The following is an 18,660-nucleotide window of genomic DNA, read 5'->3' on the forward strand; positions in this document are numbered from 1 at the left end:
TGCTGCGGAGCAGCGCTGACGCTGCGTTCGTCCGGACCGTCGCAAGACCGCTTGATTGTATCCGGCCTGGAGACAGACAAACGCCTGCGCAATCTCACCCTGAAACCAAAAGATAATATCGATGACCTTCAACAGCTATGCTCCCAAGGGTTCAAGCGCCTGCAAACATTCACCATGCCAATTTCGCCATCGCCGCTTCGATACTGACGGCGCCATCAATTTCATGGAGCAAGCTTTGCCGCCAAGGGGTTCTGCCCGATGGCGGCGATCAGGCTCGTGCATACCTCGATCACTATCACCAAGACCCTTCGAGACGCAGAAGAGGCGAGCCGCATGAAGCGGCTAGAAGACCTCAAACCCAAAAGCCGCTGATCGATTTGAGCCGCAGTAACGAAGTGTAACCGGGTTCCCACTACAAGAAGCTCAAACCGCGCAAGACCGCTGATCGATACGGCCACGATCTTCAACGGTCTTGCCCAATGGAAGCCGCCCCAATGGAAATCGCCACGAACGGCCATACGACTAGCCATCTGATGACATCACGGCGCTTTGCGCCTCTCTTCTGGACGCAGTTCCTTTCCGCCTTCAACGACAATTTCCTCAAGAACACGCTGGTGTTCCTTATTCTGTTTACCCTGGCGGCGGACAAGGCTGCATCACTGGTTACGCTGGCGGGTGCCGTCTTCATGGCTCCTTTCCTGCTCCTGTCCGCCGTTGGTGGCGAGATCGCCGACCGGTTCGACAAGGCGCTCATCGCCCGTCGGCTGAAATTCACCGAGATCGCCGCTGCGGCTGTCGCTGTCGTTGGAATCACCCTGTCGTCGATCCCGGTGCTGATGATCGCGTTGCTCATGTTCGGCATCATCTCGGCGCTGTTCGGACCGATCAAGTACGGCATCCTGCCGGATCATCTCGAGCGCAAGGAATTGCCCCGCGCCAATGCCTGGATTGAATCGGCAACCTTCGCCGCCATCCTCGGCGGCACTATCGCCGGAGGCGTCGTCTCGGCCGATGGCATTGGCGTCGCGGTGTTCGGGCCGATCATGATGATCCTTGCCGTGGCCTGTTGGTTTGTCAGCCGCTACATCCCGTCCACCGGTTCTGCGGCTCCCGACCTAGTCATCGACAAAAACATCTTTCGCTCGACCTGGCGACAGGTGAACGGTTTGCGTGCCGACAAGCGGATCTGGCGCGCCGGACTGATGACGTCGTGGTTCTGGCTGATCGGGGCCATTGTCCTTTCGATCCTGCCTACACTGGTCAAGGATTCGCTCGGTGGCGGAGAAATCGCCGTCACCGCCTATCTCGCGGTGTTCGCCGTGTCGATCGCCATTGGCTCTGCCATAGCCGCATGGATGTCGCAGGGCCGCATCGTGCTCTTGCCAGCCCCGGTTGGCACTGCGTTGATGGCACTGTTCGGCTTGGACCTGGCCTGGACAATCTGGAGGATGCAGCCTTCGATCGGGGCCGAAACGCTCGCAATATTCTTCGCCGGGCCAAACACGGTCCATGTTGCGATCGACCTTGCCGGCATGGCTATTGCCAGCGCCTTTCTTGTCGTACCAACCTTCGCCGCCGTACAAGCCTGGGCGCCCGAAGCCAGCCGCGCTCGCGTCGTCGCCGCGGTGAGCATCGTCAATGCAGGCTTTATGACGGTGGGCGGCATACTTGTCGCCGCGATTCAAGCAGTGGGCGTCTCCACTGGAGGTATCCTGTTCGGCCTCGCCGCACTCAACGTGGTCGCCGCCTTGCTGATGCTGAGATATCTGCCAACCAACGCCTTCCGCGACTTCGTTTCCATTCTGTTCCGAGCCTTCCATCGTCTGGAGGTGGAGGGGCTGGAAAACCTTAAGGCGGCCGGCCCGGCACCCATCCTGGCGCTCAACCATGTCAGTTTCCTCGACGGCCCATTGGCTTTGACGCTGACGGATGAGGAGCCGGTGTTTGCCATCGACTACACCATCGCCCAAGCCTGGTGGATGAAGCCGTTCATGAAACTTGCGCGCGCCCTGCCGCTCAATCCGGCCAAGCCGATGTCGACCCGCACGCTTATCAAGGCCGTGCAAGGCGGCGATCCGCTTGTCATCTTCCCCGAAGGCCGGATCACCGTGACCGGCGGCCTGATGAAGGTCTATGACGGTGGCGCCATGGTGGCCGACAAGACCGGCTCGATGATCGTGCCAGTGCGCATCGACGGCCTGGAGAAGAGCTATTTTTCGCGACTGAGTTCGCTGCATGTGCGCCGCCAGCTGTTCCCAAAGGTCAGGGTGACGATACTAGAACCGGCCAAACTTGAAGTACCGCCGGACCTCAAGGGCCGGAAGCGCCGCGCAGCGGCGGGTGCTGCCCTCTACCAGGTCATGTCGGATCTCGTCTTCCGCACCCAGGACATCGACAAGACTGTGCTGGAGAAGATCATCCAGACGGCGAGCGAACGCGGCATGAAGCAACTGGCCGTGCAGGACCCCGTCACCGGTTCGCTGAGCTACGGCAAGCTGCTGACAGCCGCCGCCGTGCTTGGAGAGAAATTCAAGAACCTCTATGCCGGCCAGCAGACGCTCGGCATCATGCTGCCCAATGCCAACGGCGCCTGTGCGACGCTGCTCGGCGTCATGTCCGCCGGCAAGGTTCCGGCGATGATGAACTTCACTGCCGGTGCGGCCAACATCCTCTCCGCTTGCAAGGCCGCCGAGGTGCGCACGGTGCTGACTTCACGCGCCTTTGTCGAACAAGCGAAACTTGGCGCCGTGGTCGAGGAACTCGGCCGCTCGGTCGATATTGTGTGGCTTGATGATCTGAGGGCCACCATTGGCCTCAAGGACAAGCTGCTCGGCCTTTTGCGCAAAAATACACCCCGGGTCGCCCGCAAGCCCGGCCAACCGGCGGTGATCCTGTTCACCTCAGGTTCTGAAGGCACGCCTAAGGGCGTGGTGCTCACCCATCGCAACATCCTGGCTAATGCCGCCCAGGCCGCCTCGCGTATCGACTTCCATTCGGGCGACAAGGTCTTCAACGTGCTGCCGATCTTCCACTCGTTCGGCATGACAGCAGGTACGGTGCTGCCGCTGATATCGGGCGTGCCGGTCTATTTCTATCCCTCCCCGCTGCACTATCGCATGGTGCCGGAGTTGGTCTACGCATCGAACGCGACGATCATCTTCGGCACCGATACGTTCCTCAGCGGCTATGCGCGTACGGCACACCCTTACGACTTCCGCTCAGTGCGCTATTGCTTTGCCGGCGCGGAACCGGTCAAGGCTTCTACGCGCGCGACCTATATGGAAAAGTTCGGCCTGCGCATCCTCGAAGGCTATGGCGTGACCGAAACCGCGCCCGTGATCTCCATCAACACGCCGATGTACAACCGCTCCGGCAGTGTCGGCAAAATCATGCCGGGTATGGAGTACCGCCTGGACCCGGTGCCTGGCGTCGAGGATGGCGGACGGCTTTTCGTGCGCGGGCCCAATGTCATGGCGGGCTATCTGCGCACCGAGAAGCCGGGCGTGCTCGAGCCGCTCGAAGACGGCTGGCATGACACCGGTGACGTGGTCGCCGTCGACGACGTCGGCTTCATCACCATTCGAGGCCGCGCGAAGCGCTTTGCCAAGATCGGTGGCGAGATGGTTTCGCTGGCCGCCGTCGAGGCACTGGCGGGCGAATTGTGGAAAGGCTCGCTCTCGGCAGTCGCCGCCGTGCCAGATGCGCGCAAGGGCGAAAAGCTGGTCCTCATTACCGAGGCTGTCAACGCCACGCGTGCCGAATTCCTGGCCTTCGCCAGGGCCAACAGCGCCATGGACCTGATGGTGCCGGCCGAAGTGCGCGTCGTTGCGAAAGTGCCTGTCCTCGGCTCAGGCAAGCTCGATTTCTCCGCTGTGACCAAAATGGTGAGCGGCGAAGACATGAAAACCCAAGCGGCTTGAACGGCTCGCTTTTACGGTAGCTTTTGTGTATCTCGGTTGAGAACACGGGACCGCCGCGAAAGTTCGGTGCACGCAGCGCCATGCGAACGAGCTGCAGCTGGCGAAAACGATGGTGCAGGCTCGATGCGCTCATTTGCACATGTGCCGCGAGCTCGTCGATGCTGAACTGTCGAGGCGGCGGTCATAGAACTGGCAAGCGAGGACCATTGGCTTGTCCGACTATCGTTGCGCCTTCAGCAGACGCTCGAGCGTTGAAAAGTCACTCATGTCGCGGTAGGGCGTCAGGTCAAGATCCTTGGGGATCTTCTTGAGCTTCTCTTCGGAGATCGGTTTTTCGTTCTTTTTGTTGAACGCCTGGTAAGCGGACCAGCCAACACCCGCCGCCTTCACTGCATCGCGTTCGGCTCGAAGAGCGATTTGATGCGCGTGCAGATAATGAAGCCCGAGTTCGTCTAGGAGCGCCTTTTCAACGATTTCGTGCGTTAGCAGAAATGGGGCAAGCCGGACCTTGGCCGATTTCCAATCCATAGTGCGAGGCATATGGCGATCGATATAAATCGTCCTGCCATCTTTGCTGTAGCCAGCAATGTAGGGGATATCGAAATCATGAACGATCTTCACCCGGCGATGCAGCGCCCGCACAGCGTCACTCAGTACATCATCGTCCAAGTCTTCGGAAACGTGGCGGACTTCATCTTCAAGCTTCATTTTTTCCACACTGACACCAGCGGCACTTTGCTCCCATAGACCGGATCCTTGCGTTGACGGCCAACTTGGGAATCGTTCGTAATGCCCGCTCATGTTCCTGGGCTGTCGTGCATTCGTCATAAGCCTCGGATGCGGGATAAGCGCCGACCACCAGGAAACCAGCAGACTCGGAGAGACATTGGTGACCGGTGCCGGCCGGAAGAACTGCCATGTCGCCGGCCTTCCAGGACAATGTACGGCCCCTGTTGCCCCCGAACCGAACCTTGCCGGTGCCGCCCGCAACCCCAAGCACTTCATTTTTGCGGGAATGGTAATGGACGTAGTGGTAGATGCCGTCCCGCCAGCCGCTACACCAGCCATTGGCCTCGAAAAGCTCTTCCGGCACGGCTGCGGAATCAAATTGTTCCACCGACCTTACGGCGCCGCGATAGACGACAAACGGCCAGAAGGGGTGGTTCGGCACGAGGCCGTCATCCTTGAACCGAAATTCGAGTGGCTTCTTCATCTTCACAAATTCGGCGAGATCTTGCTTTCTCGGTCGCGCGATACCCGTCGCCTGCTCGGTAGCTTTCTTCAGGCTCTCGAGAATGCCCACGGCGAATCCTTGCGCTGGATGAGACAGCGGGGAAAGCCTCCGCTCTGGTCTCAACAAATCTCAACCAGCGACACCGCACTTTGTTCCTTTTGCCGAATGGCCGCTATTAAGCTGCGGCCCGCGAGGAGAACTGAAACTCAGAGAAGCGCCCGCATGTCGGCCGCTCAGCTTGTGCCTGCCGGAGTTGAACGAGAATTGTCTTGGCGGTGCTGCGCCAGAAGGCATTCGCGTCCTCCAGGTTTTTGGATTTTAGGACCCGGGCGATACCTTCGACCAATTTCCGCCGCCGATTCAGCGGAAACGCGCTTATGTTGAATGATCGATCACCTCACCCGGATCGCCCAGGCTTCGAAGGCCGCAACCTGTTGCTGATCGCTTTCCTGATCATCACCGTGCAAGGCAGCGACGTGCTGCAATTTATCTCCGGTAAGCTGTTCGGCCGGCATCTCCTGGTGCGGTGGAGGAAGCGGAACTCACCGCCGTGCCGTACTTTGCCTGGGACAATCGCGACCCCGGCGACATGCTGGTCTGGCTCAGAAGCGCGGGGTAGCTCTATCGCCATCTGAGCCGCGTTGCATGCCTTGAATTCGCCCGGGCGCGCGTCATCTAGCTTTGAGTGGCGCCAGTCACTTGAACGGGTGGAGGCAGATTGTGGCGCTCGAAGCTGTCGCGCGTCCGAACGCCGGTGGCCGCTTTATTGCGGTCGTGGTGGTGCCGCTGCTATTCGTCGTCGGTGGACTGGCCATTCGCTATGCGGCATTTGCCTCGATCTCGGCGCAACCAGGCTTCGCAGCCTATGCCCAGGCGCTCTGCCGGTGGGATTGCGCGTGGTATGTCGACATTTCCGAACATGGTTATGAGCGCTTTCCCATTCCAAACCAGAGCAATGTCGGACGCTGGGGCTTCTTTCCACTCTATCCGATGCTGGTGGCGGCAATCCGGTCTGTTTTCCCTTTGCCGACGATACTGCTCGCGTCGATCACATCGGTTGCGTGCAGCTACGCGGCCTGTCTGGTGGCGTGGCCGCTGCTCGAGAAGAACATGCGCGCTTATGTGCTATATTGCGCCTTTCTGCTCAGCGGCCCGTTCTCCTTTCACTTCACGACTTTCCTGACCGAACCTCTTTTCGTGCTCCTGATGTCGTGCGTTTTTCTGGCACTCAAACGCTCCAGCTATCTGACCGCGGGGCTGTCATCGGCTCTGCTGTCGGCAACCAGGCTGGTCGGAGTGCTTGTTGTATTTGCGACCGTCATTCAGATGTTCAGAGATTACCGCGCAAAGGGCGGATCGGCGCTTTCGTTCCCACGTTGGGTGCTTGGCCGACCGGATCTGCTCGTTGCAATTCTCATCTCGCCTGCCGGCTTGTTCGCCTACATCCTGTTCCTCTATCTGACGGTCGGGGACGGCTTTGCCTTCCTGCACGTCCAGCGTGCGTTTGGACGTGTGGCGGGCAATCCGCTCGCCTTCATATGGGATGGACTCTCGGCCGTTCCGACGACTGGATGGCTGCCTACGGCGCCGCAATGGAGCGCGCTCGCCGCACTCATAGGACTGGCATTATCGGCGGTTCTGGCGGTTCGTAGGCAATATGGCGCCGCGCTGTTCTGCGCCTGCTGTATCATCCTGCCGCTGATCACGAACCTGGCCTCGATGGTCAGATACGTCGTTGGGCTTGCGCCTCTGACAATATTGCTGACCACGTTGTTGTCGGCGTCGAAGCTGACTTTTCTTGCGGCTCTGGGTCTCTTCCTGGGCGCCTGCTATTTCATGACCGTCGCGTGGATCGGGGGCTATCTTGCCCTGGTCTAGCACTCCGGGCCCGCATCGGCGCGCGGCCTCGCTTGGCGGCTACACGCTGGCGGCGGTTCTGGCCGGGGCGGAAATCATCATGCTTGCGCTTGCTCTCAATCCAGACGTCAATGCCGACTATCGCGCCTATTACATCGACCGGACGACGACCTGCCTCAATCGCGATGCGGTCGGCAGCTACACACTTGGCGAGACGGTGTCGTTCCGGTCCGACGGAGCCAAAAAGGCAACCGGCATGATGGTCTGTGGCTGGTCGGGGCCGGTAGCCGACGGCACCCATTCGCTGGGCGAGACCTCGCGGCTTCGCCTGGACATACCGCCGCTTCGCGACGGCCTGACTGCCACGCTGCAAATGGCCGCCGTCATTCGTCCGCCACAGATCACGCAAAGGGTTGTGATCTCGGTGAACGGCGTTCGGGTGCATGCGGTGACGCTGTCCGGCAAAGAGCCACGCACCGTCTCGTTCGTCATCCCACCGGCGGCTCTCGGCGAGGCCAAGACACTCGACATTGCCTTCGACTACCTCGACGGCATTCCGCAAACTCCTGCCGCCAGCAACATCTATAAGCGCTCCATCAAATTGTTGTCGCTCCGGCTCGATCCCATTGACGCGGATTAGGGCGGGCGATCGCGCTGCTGGCCGCGTCTTCGCTGCGCAAAAACCCAGCGGTCGAGCATGAGGAGATTGACCGCTGGAACAAGCAAGCATGTAACCAGGATGGAAATGATCGGCGGCAGACTGAGTTTCGCCGTCAAAAGCGCCGGCGCCGCGTAAGCCACCGCGAAGCCGGTTGCCGTCAGCAAGAGAAAACGCGGAGCCTCCGATCGATGCGATCCGCTCGACGCGAAGGTCACGAACTTATGCGCGAGATAAGAAAACAGGGCGGCAGCGGTATAAGCTGCGAGCGAGGCACCGACCGGCGAGAGGCCGAACCGTTGCCATTCGACCAAAGCGGTGGCCATCACTGCATATAGGATCGTTGCAGCGATGCCGACCGATCCGAAACGCACCAGCAGTTTCAGGCCGGCGTCGCTGGTCGAGGGGCCCTCAGACTTGCGCACTGCAGGCATACTGCGCTCCAAGCGGCAGCGACGCGAGCGCGCGCTCGACTCTTCTGGCGAAAGGCCTTGCCGAGGGTAGCAGCAGAAAATGCTCGGAGCGGATGTCGCTGAAGCCTGTTTCCTGAAAGAGGGACCTTGCTCTGGCGGCTTTGAGCAGGACTGCGTCGTGATCGAAGGGACACCGGAACACCGCAAGGCGCGTCAGCGGATTATAGGGATTGTGCTCGATGATGCAGGCGACCCCGCCTGGACGCACGACGCGCCGCATTTTCAGGAAGAAATCGAGCCAGGAGGAGGGCGGAACGTGATGGACGACGCAACTGGCGAAAGCCAGATCGAACGTGCCGTCCTCATAAGGCAGCCCCTGCGTGCTGCAGGTCCTGTAGGCCACACGCGGATTGTGTTGCCTGGCGCGCAAAATCGAGTCTTGCGAGACGTCGCAGCCATCGAGGCTGTCGAAAGCGCCGTCGAGATAGCGGTGGAGCGAACCGACGCCGCAGCCGACATCCAGCGCCCTTACAGCCGAGCCATCCTGCCGAAGCTTTCGCTCGATCACCAGACGCCGCAGCAGGTCCGCCTTGGCGACAAGGAAGAAGTCGTGCCTGAGTCCGGAAAACCGGATGGACCCTTCGACCGCCTCGCCATAGTTGGAATTATAGCTGTCGAAGAGTTCGGCCATTGGCGGGGACTCCACTCCTGGGCTTGTGAAACGATAGGCGGCGCTCACCAGAGACGGTACGCATCGCCTCGTCGAAGCCGGTGAGCCGATTAATCACATAAAGCGGGCGGCGTTTCACCTCGGCGTGGATGCTGCCAACGTAGAGCCCGACCACACCGGTCATGAAAAGATTGATGCCGCACAGGAGCGACACGATCACTACCGTGGATGTCCACCCGGCAATGATGCCGGTTTCAAAAAACGAGGCAAAGATGGCATAGGCGCCAAAGACCACCGCAAGCGCGGAAATGGCCAATCCGCCCCAGAGCGCCAGGCGTAAGGGCTTCTCGGAGAAACTGACGATGCCGTGAACCGCAAGGTGCACCATCTTCCAGAATGGGTATTTGGTCTGGCCCAGGGTTCGCGCGTGGCGCTCAAATGGCACGGTCGTTTGCTTGAAGCCCATCCAGCCGAACATGCCCCTGACGAAGCGGTCATGTTCGGGCATACGCTTGAAGGTTTCCAGCGGCTTGCGGCCGACCAGGCGGAAGTCGCCGACGTCGCGCGGAATATCGACCGACGTCATTTTCTCCAGCAGGCGATAGAAAAGACTTGCCGTAAAGCGCTTGAACCAGGATTCGCCCTCGCGCTTGACCCGGCGGGCATAGACGATCTCGAAGCCTTCCTTCCACTTGGCCACCAGATCGAGAACGACTTCCGGCGGATCCTGCAGGTCGGCATCCATGACGATGACGGCATCGCCCGCAGCGGCGTCCATACCGGCGGTAATCGCCACTTGGTGGCCGAAATTGCGGGAAAATTCGATCAGCCGAAAGCGCGGCTCGGCGGCAACCACTTTTTGGAGGTATTCGACGCTTCCATCGAGGCTTCCATCATCGACGAAGATGGTCTCGGTTTCGCCGTCCAGCCGGTCGATAAGCGAACTGATCCGCTCGATCAGCCGAGGCAGCACCTGTTCTTCATTGTATATGGGCAGAACGAGCGAGTAGCGAGGCGGTGATCTGTTCACCGTCATTCCAGGGCCGTGGACCACAGAGTCTCGCATGCGGTTGAAAATGTAACGAAAGCTACAAAGTTCCAAAGGTGTGCAAGAAACTGCTAATTTAGCTAGTTCTTGATTAAATGCCGGTTCTCAGTGAGAGATGAGCGTCCGCGCCGAGGCGCGAACTCGATAGGTCGCCAGCGAGGTTCGTCTGGTGATACGCCAGCACAAAGCTGTTTGACCGCCCTGAAGATCGCTGCACGCCCTCCTTCGCGCGCTCCACGTAGGCGCCATCGGCAGTCATCACCACGACGCGGGTGCCGGCGCTGATGTATAGCGGTACCAGCGCGCGCACGCCGTTGGACAGCGTTGCCGGTTTCGCGACGAACCTCTGCCGCTGTTGCGGCCGCTGCTTGCCGTAAGAAGAAGACTTTGCCCGAGATCCACCAGCCTGTTGTTGCGCTCAGGCCCATGACGGCCGGCCGCGACGTTGTCGAGGATTATGGCCATGTCGGGCTGACCTTGCGCAGCCATCCGGCGTCGTTTCTGCGTGCCGATCTTCGCCGGCGCAGCATCGTGACCTGTCAGGAGGCCATGCAGGCGCGAGACAGAAGCTGGCTCGAGGCTGCCGGCCTGGTTTTGGTCCGGCAACGGCCAGGCTCGGCCAAAGGCGTCATGTTCCTCACCGTGGAGGATGAGACGGGCGCCGCCAACGTCGTCGTCTGGGTCAAGGTATTCGAGAAGTTCCGTCGCGTGCTTCTTTCGTCGGCCATGCTCGGCGTGCGCGGCCGCATCCAGCGGGAAGGGGAGGTGGTGCATCTCGTCTCCCATCAGTTGATCGAACTGCCGGCCGAGCTGGCCAGTCTGGGAAACCGCGAGACGCCGTTTCCCGTGCCGCATGGCCGCGGTGACGAAGCCCATTACGGCGCGCCGGGTGTCGATCCGCGGAGCCTGCCGAAGGGCCGAAACATCGTCGATCCATACGAGCACATCGACGGCATCTAGGTGAAGACGCGGGATTTCCGATAGAAGCTGCAGCGGATATATCGTCATCATGTGGTAGTCTGGCCCGCATGACGCACGAAAACGGCGAGCATCTCGACCGAGATGCCGACATCGCGCTCCATGAGCGGCATGCGGCGATCGAGCTGGTCGAGGCGCTTGGTCGTCGCGGCCTGTTGTCGCTCGGCGGCGTCCGGCGACAGGAAGGATGCGATGGCCGCCTCTGCAATCAGCGTGCGCGATTGGTCACGTCGTGCCGCGTGGGCCGCGAGCGCCTTCATCACCTCGGGTTCGAGACAGACCGACAGGCGCTGCTTCTTCGACGGATTGGCCACGGGCGCCTCGCAGCTCCATGGCGTCGTTCGGATCGAGCGAGACCTGGCGGGCCATGCCCTGCATAATCTGGTTGCCGCGGCTGATCCGCGCAGTGTCGTCATCGACCTCGTCATCGAAGCCGCCGTCGAAATCGTTCTCGATCGGCGCCCTCTTCTCCACCGGCGCGGCGCGGTTCAGCTCGGGCTGTTGACGCCGTTCCGATCCCGTTGGATCTTCGTCGCCGATGTCTGCGGCGCCGGCTGCGTCGGCCGACACGATGCTCGCCGGCCTGGCCCGAAGCGGCAGCCGGGCTCCAGTCGTCCGGGCCCGGCTGTGCCGGCCTGGTAAGCACCGGCGGCGCCATGATCCGGTCCTTGAAACGGCGATCCTCGTAGCGCGCCTTCTTCGCGCGGATCGGCGGCGTAGCCGCCACCATGACGATCTCGTCGGCGGGCGGGAGCTGCATGATCTCGCCCGGATCAGCAACGGTCTGGCGGTCTCGGAGCGCGACACCATCAGATGGCCAAGCCAGGGCGAGAGCCGATGGCCCGCATAGTTGCGCATGGCGCGCATCTCGGGAGCACCTCGGCGCGGTTCCGCTCGCGCGATAGAAGCAGCGGTTGGCGATTGAGCAGCATGGAATCGCCGAATTCATGCGCGCGGTATCGATACGCGATGAAGGCTGCGGAGGCCTTGGCGAGCAGAGCATCGTCGGCAAAGGCGCGCAGGAGCTCGAAATGGCTTTCGCCGGGCTGGTGGACGCCCGTGAGAACCGCATCCACCACGCGAAGCCGCGTGCCCCGCGCGATGCGCCCTGTCGCAATGCCATTTCCGGCACGCGCATTGCCGCCGGGATTGGCGGCTGCCTCAAGTGCGCGCACTACGCTCGTGCCGATCGCAATGATGCGGCTGCCGCGCAGCTTCGCCCACGCGACCTGCGCCGCGGTGTGCCCAGGGATGCGGTATGGCTCGTCGAAGGGAAGGCGCGAGTCGAGCGCGGGATCGCCGGTAGAAGAGACGCCCGCAGCATGCGTGAGTGTTGCAAAGCCAACGTCGTGCCGACGCCAGGCTTGGAGCGTGCGCCAGTCGAGCGCGAAGCCTGCCGATGGCGCCTCGAACGCGACCGGCCCGGCGGCAATCTTCGTCCAAACATCCCACAGTGCCAACGGCTCGGGAACATGCGCGTATTGGATCGGCCGGCCGTGCTGCGCCAGTCCTGCAAGCACCGCTGCGCGATTGCCTGGGAAGTGCAACTCGAGAAGGCGTGGATGGTCGAGAAGGCGCTCGACGACGGCGTCAAGCGAGCCGAGCCGGAGGCGATCGCCTGGTGACAGCGGAGGTGGAGGCAGCCGGTCTTCCGTGCGCGTGCGGTGATCGCCCGAGCCGAAGGCAATCGCCACGAATCGGGTTGGATCGGGAAATGATAGCCAGCCCGCCAGGCGGATCTCGATCGCCTCACCGCTTGGGACATGCGTGCCGTGCAAGCTGGCAGGCAAGGTCGCGGCGTCATTGGCGACGACCAGATCGCCGGGGTTGAACAGCGTCGCGAGTCCAGCTCGCGGCAGGTCGCGCATCGTGCCGTCCGCCTGGACGACGAACAGCCTGGCGGAGCGCCGATCGGGACGATCGGCGGCAATCATCCATGTGCTCCGGCCAGAAGCGTAGAGCGGACAGGCAACGCGTCGAGCATCTTTTCGATGATCTCGGCAGCTGCCTTCTCGGGGCGCTTCAAGGTCGCCGGATCAGCATCAGGGATCGCGAGCGCGTGCAGTGGGGTGTCCATATCGCCGGGGTCAAGCGCGAGGAGCCGGATGCCGTCTGCCTTCGCCTCCTCGTCCCAAATCGCCGTCAGATGGGCAAGAGCGGCCTTGCTCGCGCCGTATGCTCCCCAGCCGGGATAGGCGTTCACCGCGGCGTCGCTGGAAAGGTTGATCACCAGCGCGCCACGGCCGCCGCGCGCGGACGCCGCAAGCGCACCGAAAAGAGCCTTCGTCAGCCGGAACGCGCCGACCAGGTTGACCGCGAGCGCCGTTTCCAGCTCCTCGCACTCAGTATCGGCGAGGAGCGCCAGAGGGACAGGGCCGAGGCTCGAGGCATTGTTGATCAGGACGTCGAGCCCGCCGAGGCTCGCGGTTACCTGTAGCGCGATCGAGTAAGTGTCCTCTTTCTTGCCGACGTCGCCGACAATGCCGTGCGCGCCCGTCTCGTCAGCGATGCGTGCGACGTTCGCGGCGGTGCGGGCGACGAAGGCGACCCACGCACCCTGTGCGGCAAGCTGCCGCACAAGCGCCAGTCCGAGGCCGGACGTGCCGCCCGTGACCGCCACGCGAAGTCCCTGAAGTTCGATATTCGTCTGCATTGCCAGTGCTCCCTTAATCCGTATGCCTCTTGCTACAAGTTCAAGTTAACTTGAAGTCAAGCGGGAATTGTGCTTTCGTTCATGCATGGATTCCATGTTGACCATCACCGACGTGTCACGGCGCAGCGGCGTCGCCTCATCGGCCCTGCGCTTCTACGAGGAGCGCGGGCTGATCGCGTCCGAGCGGGCCGGCTCGGGACACAGACGCTACCCGCGATCCGTGCTGCGCCGAATCGCCTTCATCGTCTTCGCGCAGCGAATTGGGCTGACGCTTGAGGAGATCGGCGCCGAGCTTGCCAAGTTGCCAGCCGATCGCATGCCGTCGCGTCGGGATTGGTCGCGGTTGTCGGGCCAGTGGACCAAGCGCATAGACCAGCGCATCGCCGAGTTGCAGCGCCTGAGGTCGGGGCTTACCGAGTGCATCGGTTGCGGCTGCCTGTCGATGGACCGGTGTAGCCTTGCGAACCCTGCCGATATGGCAGGACGCAAGGGGCCGGGGCCGAGGTATTGGCTGGGGTGATTTGGCAGCGTGCCTGTCCCTATTGCAGAACTCGGCAGCGCAAGACTTCGCCAAGTGCGAGACGCTGCCAGGTAAGGGCGCGGCGGCCCTGATGTTAATTCAGGAATCGCGCTGAACCGGACAGCTCCTGCTGTCTCAAAATCGCGGTCAACAAGGGGTCAGAACAAGAGCTGCTCCAAATCGACGCGATGGAACGCTCCCGCTCCGCGGGGTTGCATCGTTAGGATGGACAACCGGGAGCGCAAGACTCCTGCGGCGGATTTGATTCGTGATCGTCGCGCAGCCGTACCAGCAGTGCCGCCCGCAGGCCCGCTGCATCTCTTCCGGCGATGCGATCGCCTGTCGCGAGCGACTCAGGTGCTCTTCAGGGTTCCGTTCATCCCTTCCGGATAGAAGCCGCCCTTGCTCACGCCATCCTTATCGGTGAGATAGACGATCCGCAGCACTTCCTGCGGCGTCCTGGTGAACGCGATCGCGTCGGGCGTCGAGGGAACGAAATTGGCCTTGCCATTCACCTGGATGCCCTGGTCCTTGTCTTCCGGCCCGTCGATCTTGTCTCGTGCGTCCGAGACGGCGTTGGCGGCCTTCCAGGCTTTCTCTCCCTTCCGGTACAGTGTGGAGCGCGCCATTCCCATGTGGTAGGCCTCGACCGCCAATATGCCGGCGGCGGCGGCGAGAAACTCCTTGTTCTTCAGAACCGTCGCGGCACCGGCATAGGCGGTGACGCCGACATCCTCGAACAGCATGCCGCCGAGAACGAAGTTCGTTTCGTTGCCGAAGGGGTCGAAGTCCCGCCCGAGGCCCGCTGCCTCCGCAACCGCCTTGAACCCCGCATCGAAATCGATGGCCGGCCTGTCGACTGCGTTCTTTGCAAGCGTCTTGCGGTAGAACCGGACATGCGCGAGTTCGTTTTCAGCAACCTCTTGCATGAATTCGCCGATGGCGGGTGTCTCGAAGGACACTTTCTTTCCGCCGACGACATCGCCGGGTTTGGAACCGGCATCGGCAGCGTCGATGCCTTTTCCGGTGGTGCCGCGAAGATAATATTCGGCCTCCATGTATTCCAGGTTGAGCGCAAAGCGGAAGATGTCTTCGTCCTGCACTTCCTCCTTGGCATAGGCGCGAGAAACCGGCGCCAGGCCCGTTGTGGCGGCGAGGCTGGCTCCCAGCCCAAATTGCAATGCGCGGCGACGGGAAAGGTGGAGTGAAGGGATGGCACGTATCATGGCTTCCTCCCAAAAGCCCGCCGGCATCATCTGTTGGCGTCCGATCTCCGATCGCGGGCCACGCGCCCAACTCCGCCATAGGCGAAATGTTCCTTTAAAGGTCGGACTTTGCAGGGGTCGTGCTCCGGATCAATGGCTTTTTGGGCGCGTAACGTCGGAGTTGGCATCGACTATTTGTGACCAAGCCTCGACTCTAGACATTGAGGTGACACATTATGAGCCGGATAGTGCCCGCGTCAGCACGGTCGACCAAGAACTCGAAACGCAAGTCGGCAAGCTAAGGGCCGGAGGGAAACGAGCGGGCCGTGATAACCCAGGACAGCAAGGATGACTGGAGGAGCTTCAGGCCGGAAAGGAAAATTCCTGTCGACTTGTGAGACGAGTGGGCCGTCCGAGAGAAGTTGGTATTCTGGTCGATCCATCCGGGCCTTGCGATTTCTCGCTTTTGCTGCGTCTATTTATCAACCGGTCTGGCCTCTTCGTCGATCAAACACGCTGGGAAGTCACAAGGAGTATATGCACATGGCAACTGGAACCGTGAAGTGGTTCAACAGCACTAAAGGGTTTGGGTTTATCCAACCCGACGATGGCGGTCAGGACGTTTTTGTTCACATCTCCGCCGTCGAGCGCGCTGGTTTGTCGAACCTCGTTGAGGGCCAAAAGATCAACTACGACATCGAGCAGGACCGACGTACCGGCAAGTCTTCTGCTGGCAATCTCCGCAAAGCAGGTTGATTTCTCTCGCGCGCCGTGGCGAAAGCCGCAGGAGCGCGGCAAGTCACGAATGTACTGACCCCGCCGTGTAAAAAGCGCGCGAGCTTGGTGTGATGGAGAGACCTGGGCAGCAGATTGCTGCAACGCATCAGAAACGATCGTGTGAACCAGCTTGTCGGGCAACGGAAGGCGGGAAGCCTCCTGCGTTTTTCGCGTTTGCGTCCTCCAGCGTAAGAGTGGGCCACGTGGCGTTGCCCCGCAGAGCACTTTAGCTTGTTGCATCCCACAGCAATGTGATTGGGGATAGCCTGAGTTGGCCCAATGGACATCGCATCGGATTCTCCTGCCATTCGTCCGGCGCGTTCCGCTTTGGAGGTTTAAGCTGCCTTCATACTTGGGCCGGGCTCAACAGTCCGGCCTTTCGCTTTTTGTCGGTGGGCTGCGGTACATGGTTATGATGCGCATTCGCACTGAACCGCTCGACAAGCATTATGACCAGTCAGGATCATCAAATGGCAAATCCTCCACGCCGACCCACAAATCCGATGTCGGCCGCTGAAGCCGCCTTCAAGCCGATCAAAAAGCCGGCGGCGCCGGTTCGCGAACCGTCGGCTCCAAACATCAGAGAGTTTGTTTCGATCAGGATCGATAGGGCCGTGCTGGACCACTTCCAGGAAGATGGACCGGGCTGGCAGGATCGGATCAACGACACCTTGCGGCGCGCTATCTCCAAAGAACCGACCAATGCCGATGACAAACGATCGGACGACTACTGATCGGCAGGGTGCATAGCTGCGACGCAGATGGAGTTGAACGGAAGCATAAGGTTAAGCGGTTGCGAATCTTTTGGACAACCGACAACGCATATCCTGGAATTTTTTCATCGAGCCGCGACCGAACCCCTCAATGCTATTTGCATTGCGAGCATTTAGCCAGCTTGGGAAGGACCGGGCGATCTTCTCCTCACTGCAGAGTTGGTCCAAAACGCGTTGGCAAAGGTCCTGATTGGATGGGTATAGACCGGCCCGTTTGAAAGGCATTTAACCCCCCAAGCTTCAGAAGACCGTCGCTGTAGGAGCCGATGGATCAAGTGTAGTGCCCGTCAGGATGCACGAGTCAACGGTGTGTAAAAAGCGAACATGAGGCCGGATATGCAATCCCCAACTCTTGGTTGGAGTGCGGCGGGTTTTTCAATGGTGATCCCGCAGCTTTTCACTGCCTTGGTGAGGGTCTGGCGGTCGTTGCCGATCTTTTTAATCACTTGCTGGTTTGACTTGGTGAAATGCAATTTTCCCGCGCGAAACGTTCCACCTCAAAAAGGCATCGATCGAAAGGGGGGCCCGGTCGACGTCGGCTTGGTTGTCTCTATTTAATTTCCGTCTTCCTGCTCACTCAGCAGCTGCAAATGAGAATCCGCCCGCCACTCCTCGATTTGGCGGGCGGATCCCACCAGCACAGGAAGGGGCCCTAGCTGCGCAGATACAATTTCTGGGACTGTTTGAGCGTCATTTCTGGCTAGGCCATCAGCTCGCGACTATTCCAATCACCAAGAACGTGATGGAGGTGGCGAAAACCGGTGCAAGCAGCCAGCGAGCTTTGTGAACACTGTTCTCCATCGGCTCCTCCCTTGAGGGACCGCAACGAGTACAAACAGACGCAGTTCCGGGGCCATTGCGCGCAGCGAATCAGACTTAGGTCCCTACGCAAGGCCAGCCTTAAGGCTCCGTTTGGAACGTCTAGAGAAGCTGCAGGTTTGGGGCGCTTTGGCGCTATGTTTTGCGCCCACGAGCCCACAAGGAGATAGCTATGAGAATGCATCTTTCCACCGCAGCGGCGGGATTTCTGCTGCTGGCCGGTGTCGGTGCCGCCGCCGCCCAGGACGTGGTCATTGACCCGCAGCAGGAAACCGTCATCAAGGAATATGTGAAAAAGCAGCCGCTCGCTTCGGTGAAAGTCCCTGGGGTAGAGCTGAATGTCGGCTCGACGCTCCCGGACAGCGTCGAGCTTCATGAAGTCCCCAACGTCAAATATCGCTACGTCGTCGTCGACAACCGGACTGTTGTCGTTGACCCGGGCACACGTAAAATCGTGAAAGTCATCCAGTAACCTGAACGTCTGAGAAGACCGCCCGCCGTGCCGAAGGGTGCGGCGGGAAGCCAAGCATGAGCTCTCCAGAATGCGAGGCGCTGCAATGTCCCTCTCTCCCAGTCTATCCTCCGTCGGTCTGACTTTCCAATGCCCGCATTGCAACTTCGCCGTCGTCAGGAACGGCAGCTGGTTTCAGGTCGTTTCCCATTACAAGTGCGAGGAATGCGGACGCGAGGTCCGGATTACGTATCCCGATAAGATTGGCATCTTCCAGAAGCACGCGCACTTGGCCATTCCCCTGCCGGGAGCGAGGTAGATTTGCAGGCCCGAAAGTGAGTTCGAACTGCTGGGCGTCGAGTCCGAGCGGGCAAGGCGGCATTCGCCTAAGATCGGCACGCGGAGGACTAAGGGTCGGGTGGGGATCGCTGCTTGGAGTCGTGAACTGTGGGCTCCAAGGAGTGGCGAACGTGAGTTGAGTGCTGCGCAACCAGTCAAAACGATGAGGGCCAACGTGAGCAGCGCGCCAGAGACGTACAAGATTGTCCTGACTCTACCCCCCCTTTGGCGGCGTTTCCACCACGCAGGTAGATTCCCAGGAGTTGTGTGCGTCAAGTTCTGCAAAATGGCGTGGCATCGCGGTGACGTCGGCGTGTCCGCCGCGCAGCCCCCGTGTTTAGCGGA

17 protein-coding genes and 5 pseudogenes are annotated in these 18,660 nt (G+C 60.8%); 10 read left to right on the top strand and 12 right to left on the bottom strand.

Annotated features, from left to right (window positions below; genetic code table 11):
• A partial coding sequence (locus NKH41_RS32030; RefSeq protein WP_352935609.1) for a hypothetical protein occupies positions 1-207 on the top strand: 207 nt, incomplete at its 5' end.
• Positions 208-494: 287 nt separating this feature from the next.
• The gene (locus tag NKH41_RS32035) at positions 495-3,920 is read left to right on the top strand and encodes an acyl-[ACP]--phospholipid O-acyltransferase (RefSeq protein ID WP_352935612.1); all 3,426 of its coding nucleotides are present in this window, start codon (positions 495-497) and stop codon (positions 3,918-3,920) included.
• A 219-nt stretch (positions 3,921-4,139) separates the two neighbouring features.
• Here the strand turns inward: NKH41_RS32035 and NKH41_RS32040 are convergent, their stop codons facing one another.
• The 3 genes from NKH41_RS32040 to NKH41_RS32050 form a co-directional block, all read right to left on the bottom strand.
• Positions 4,140-4,628: a hypothetical protein gene (locus NKH41_RS32040; RefSeq protein ID WP_352503494.1), complete on the bottom strand. Its 489-nt coding sequence runs from the start codon at positions 4,626-4,628 to the stop codon at positions 4,140-4,142.
• Positions 4,618-5,223 (bottom strand): cupin domain-containing protein, encoded by a 606-nt coding sequence (locus NKH41_RS32045; RefSeq protein WP_352835337.1) that lies wholly within the window; start codon positions 5,221-5,223, stop codon positions 4,618-4,620. The genes NKH41_RS32040 and NKH41_RS32045 overlap by 11 nt, the downstream gene beginning before the upstream one ends.
• A 106-nt stretch (positions 5,224-5,329) precedes the next feature.
• Entirely contained in the window at positions 5,330-5,500 is a 171-nt protein-coding gene (locus NKH41_RS32050) for a hypothetical protein (RefSeq protein ID WP_352772120.1), read from the bottom strand.
• 58 nt (positions 5,501-5,558) lie between these two features.
• On the opposite strand from NKH41_RS32050, the pseudogene NKH41_RS32055 reads away from it, so the two are divergent.
• The 3 genes and pseudogenes from NKH41_RS32055 to NKH41_RS32070 all read left to right on the top strand — a co-directional run.
• Positions 5,559-5,669 (top strand): annotated as a pseudogene (locus NKH41_RS32055) (phosphatidate cytidylyltransferase); the annotation flags it as partial.
• Between the two features lie 205 nt (positions 5,670-5,874).
• Positions 5,875-7,032 (top strand): putative hexosyltransferase, encoded by a 1,158-nt coding sequence (locus NKH41_RS32065; RefSeq protein ID WP_352935615.1) that lies wholly within the window; start codon positions 5,875-5,877, stop codon positions 7,030-7,032.
• Positions 7,019-7,651: a hypothetical protein gene (locus tag NKH41_RS32070; protein WP_352935618.1), complete on the top strand. Its 633-nt coding sequence runs from the start codon at positions 7,019-7,021 to the stop codon at positions 7,649-7,651. The genes NKH41_RS32065 and NKH41_RS32070 overlap by 14 nt, the downstream gene beginning before the upstream one ends.
• Here the strand turns inward: NKH41_RS32070 and NKH41_RS32075 are convergent.
• From NKH41_RS32075 to NKH41_RS32090, 4 genes and pseudogenes are all read right to left on the bottom strand, one after another.
• Positions 7,648-8,103 (bottom strand): GtrA family protein, encoded by a 456-nt coding sequence (locus NKH41_RS32075; RefSeq protein WP_352612683.1) that lies wholly within the window; start codon positions 8,101-8,103, stop codon positions 7,648-7,650. The genes NKH41_RS32070 and NKH41_RS32075 overlap by 4 nt on opposite strands.
• Positions 8,081-8,773, bottom strand: a complete 693-nt coding sequence (locus NKH41_RS32080; protein ID WP_352935621.1) for a class I SAM-dependent methyltransferase — start codon at positions 8,771-8,773, stop codon at positions 8,081-8,083. The genes NKH41_RS32075 and NKH41_RS32080 overlap by 23 nt, the downstream gene beginning before the upstream one ends.
• Positions 8,748-9,788: a glycosyltransferase family 2 protein gene (locus NKH41_RS32085; protein ID WP_352819468.1), complete on the bottom strand. Its 1,041-nt coding sequence runs from the start codon at positions 9,786-9,788 to the stop codon at positions 8,748-8,750. The genes NKH41_RS32080 and NKH41_RS32085 overlap by 26 nt, the downstream gene beginning before the upstream one ends.
• Before the next feature lie 232 nt (positions 9,789-10,020).
• Positions 10,021-10,134: pseudogene (locus tag NKH41_RS32090) on the bottom strand (elongation factor P); the annotation flags it as partial.
• Here NKH41_RS32090 and NKH41_RS32095 point away from each other — a divergent pair.
• Positions 10,135-10,760, top strand: a pseudogene (locus tag NKH41_RS32095) (OB-fold nucleic acid binding domain-containing protein); the annotation flags it as partial.
• A gap of 71 nt (positions 10,761-10,831) precedes the next feature.
• Here NKH41_RS32095 and NKH41_RS32100 read toward each other — a convergent pair.
• The 4 genes and pseudogenes from NKH41_RS32100 to NKH41_RS32115 all read right to left on the bottom strand — a co-directional run.
• A pseudogene (locus tag NKH41_RS32100) lies at positions 10,832-11,092 on the bottom strand (CopG family transcriptional regulator); the annotation flags it as partial.
• Between the two features lie 10 nt (positions 11,093-11,102).
• Positions 11,103-11,654: pseudogene (locus NKH41_RS32105) on the bottom strand (type IV secretory system conjugative DNA transfer family protein); the annotation flags it as partial.
• Positions 11,588-12,712, bottom strand: coding sequence for an S-adenosylmethionine:tRNA ribosyltransferase-isomerase (locus NKH41_RS32110; protein WP_352770914.1), 1,125 nt, complete (start codon positions 12,710-12,712; stop codon positions 11,588-11,590). The pseudogene NKH41_RS32105 and the gene NKH41_RS32110, both read right to left, overlap by 67 nt.
• Positions 12,709-13,431, bottom strand: coding sequence for an SDR family NAD(P)-dependent oxidoreductase (locus tag NKH41_RS32115; RefSeq protein ID WP_352770912.1), 723 nt, complete (start codon positions 13,429-13,431; stop codon positions 12,709-12,711). Before NKH41_RS32115 ends, NKH41_RS32110 begins: the two co-directional genes overlap by 4 nt.
• Positions 13,432-13,525: 94 nt before the next feature.
• On the opposite strand from NKH41_RS32115, the gene soxR reads away from it, so the two are divergent.
• Positions 13,526-13,951: a redox-sensitive transcriptional activator SoxR gene (gene soxR / locus NKH41_RS32120; protein ID WP_502899618.1), complete on the top strand. Its 426-nt coding sequence runs from the start codon at positions 13,526-13,528 to the stop codon at positions 13,949-13,951.
• 353 nt (positions 13,952-14,304) lie between these two features.
• Here the strand turns inward: soxR and NKH41_RS32125 are convergent, their stop codons facing one another.
• On the bottom strand, positions 14,305-15,177 hold the full coding sequence (locus NKH41_RS32125; protein ID WP_352472952.1) for a ferritin-like domain-containing protein: 873 nt from the start codon (positions 15,175-15,177) through the stop codon (positions 14,305-14,307).
• A gap of 522 nt (positions 15,178-15,699) precedes the next feature.
• Between NKH41_RS32125 and NKH41_RS32130 the strand changes: the two genes are divergently transcribed.
• From NKH41_RS32130 to NKH41_RS32140, 3 genes are all read left to right on the top strand, one after another.
• Entirely contained in the window at positions 15,700-15,912 is a 213-nt protein-coding gene (locus NKH41_RS32130) for a cold-shock protein (protein WP_031194806.1), read from the top strand.
• Between the two features lie 491 nt (positions 15,913-16,403).
• A complete protein-coding gene (locus tag NKH41_RS32135; RefSeq protein WP_352935626.1) occupies positions 16,404-16,667 on the top strand; it encodes a BrnA antitoxin family protein in 264 nt (87 codons plus the stop codon).
• A 1,030-nt stretch (positions 16,668-17,697) separates the two neighbouring features.
• On the top strand, positions 17,698-17,997 hold the full coding sequence (locus NKH41_RS32140; protein ID WP_352503690.1) for a DUF1236 domain-containing protein: 300 nt from the start codon (positions 17,698-17,700) through the stop codon (positions 17,995-17,997).
• The last annotated feature ends 663 nt before the right edge of the window (positions 17,998-18,660 follow it).

The organism is Mesorhizobium sp. M1169, from assembly GCF_040318345.1.
In the GTDB taxonomy this organism is placed as follows: domain Bacteria; phylum Pseudomonadota; class Alphaproteobacteria; order Rhizobiales; family Rhizobiaceae; genus Mesorhizobium.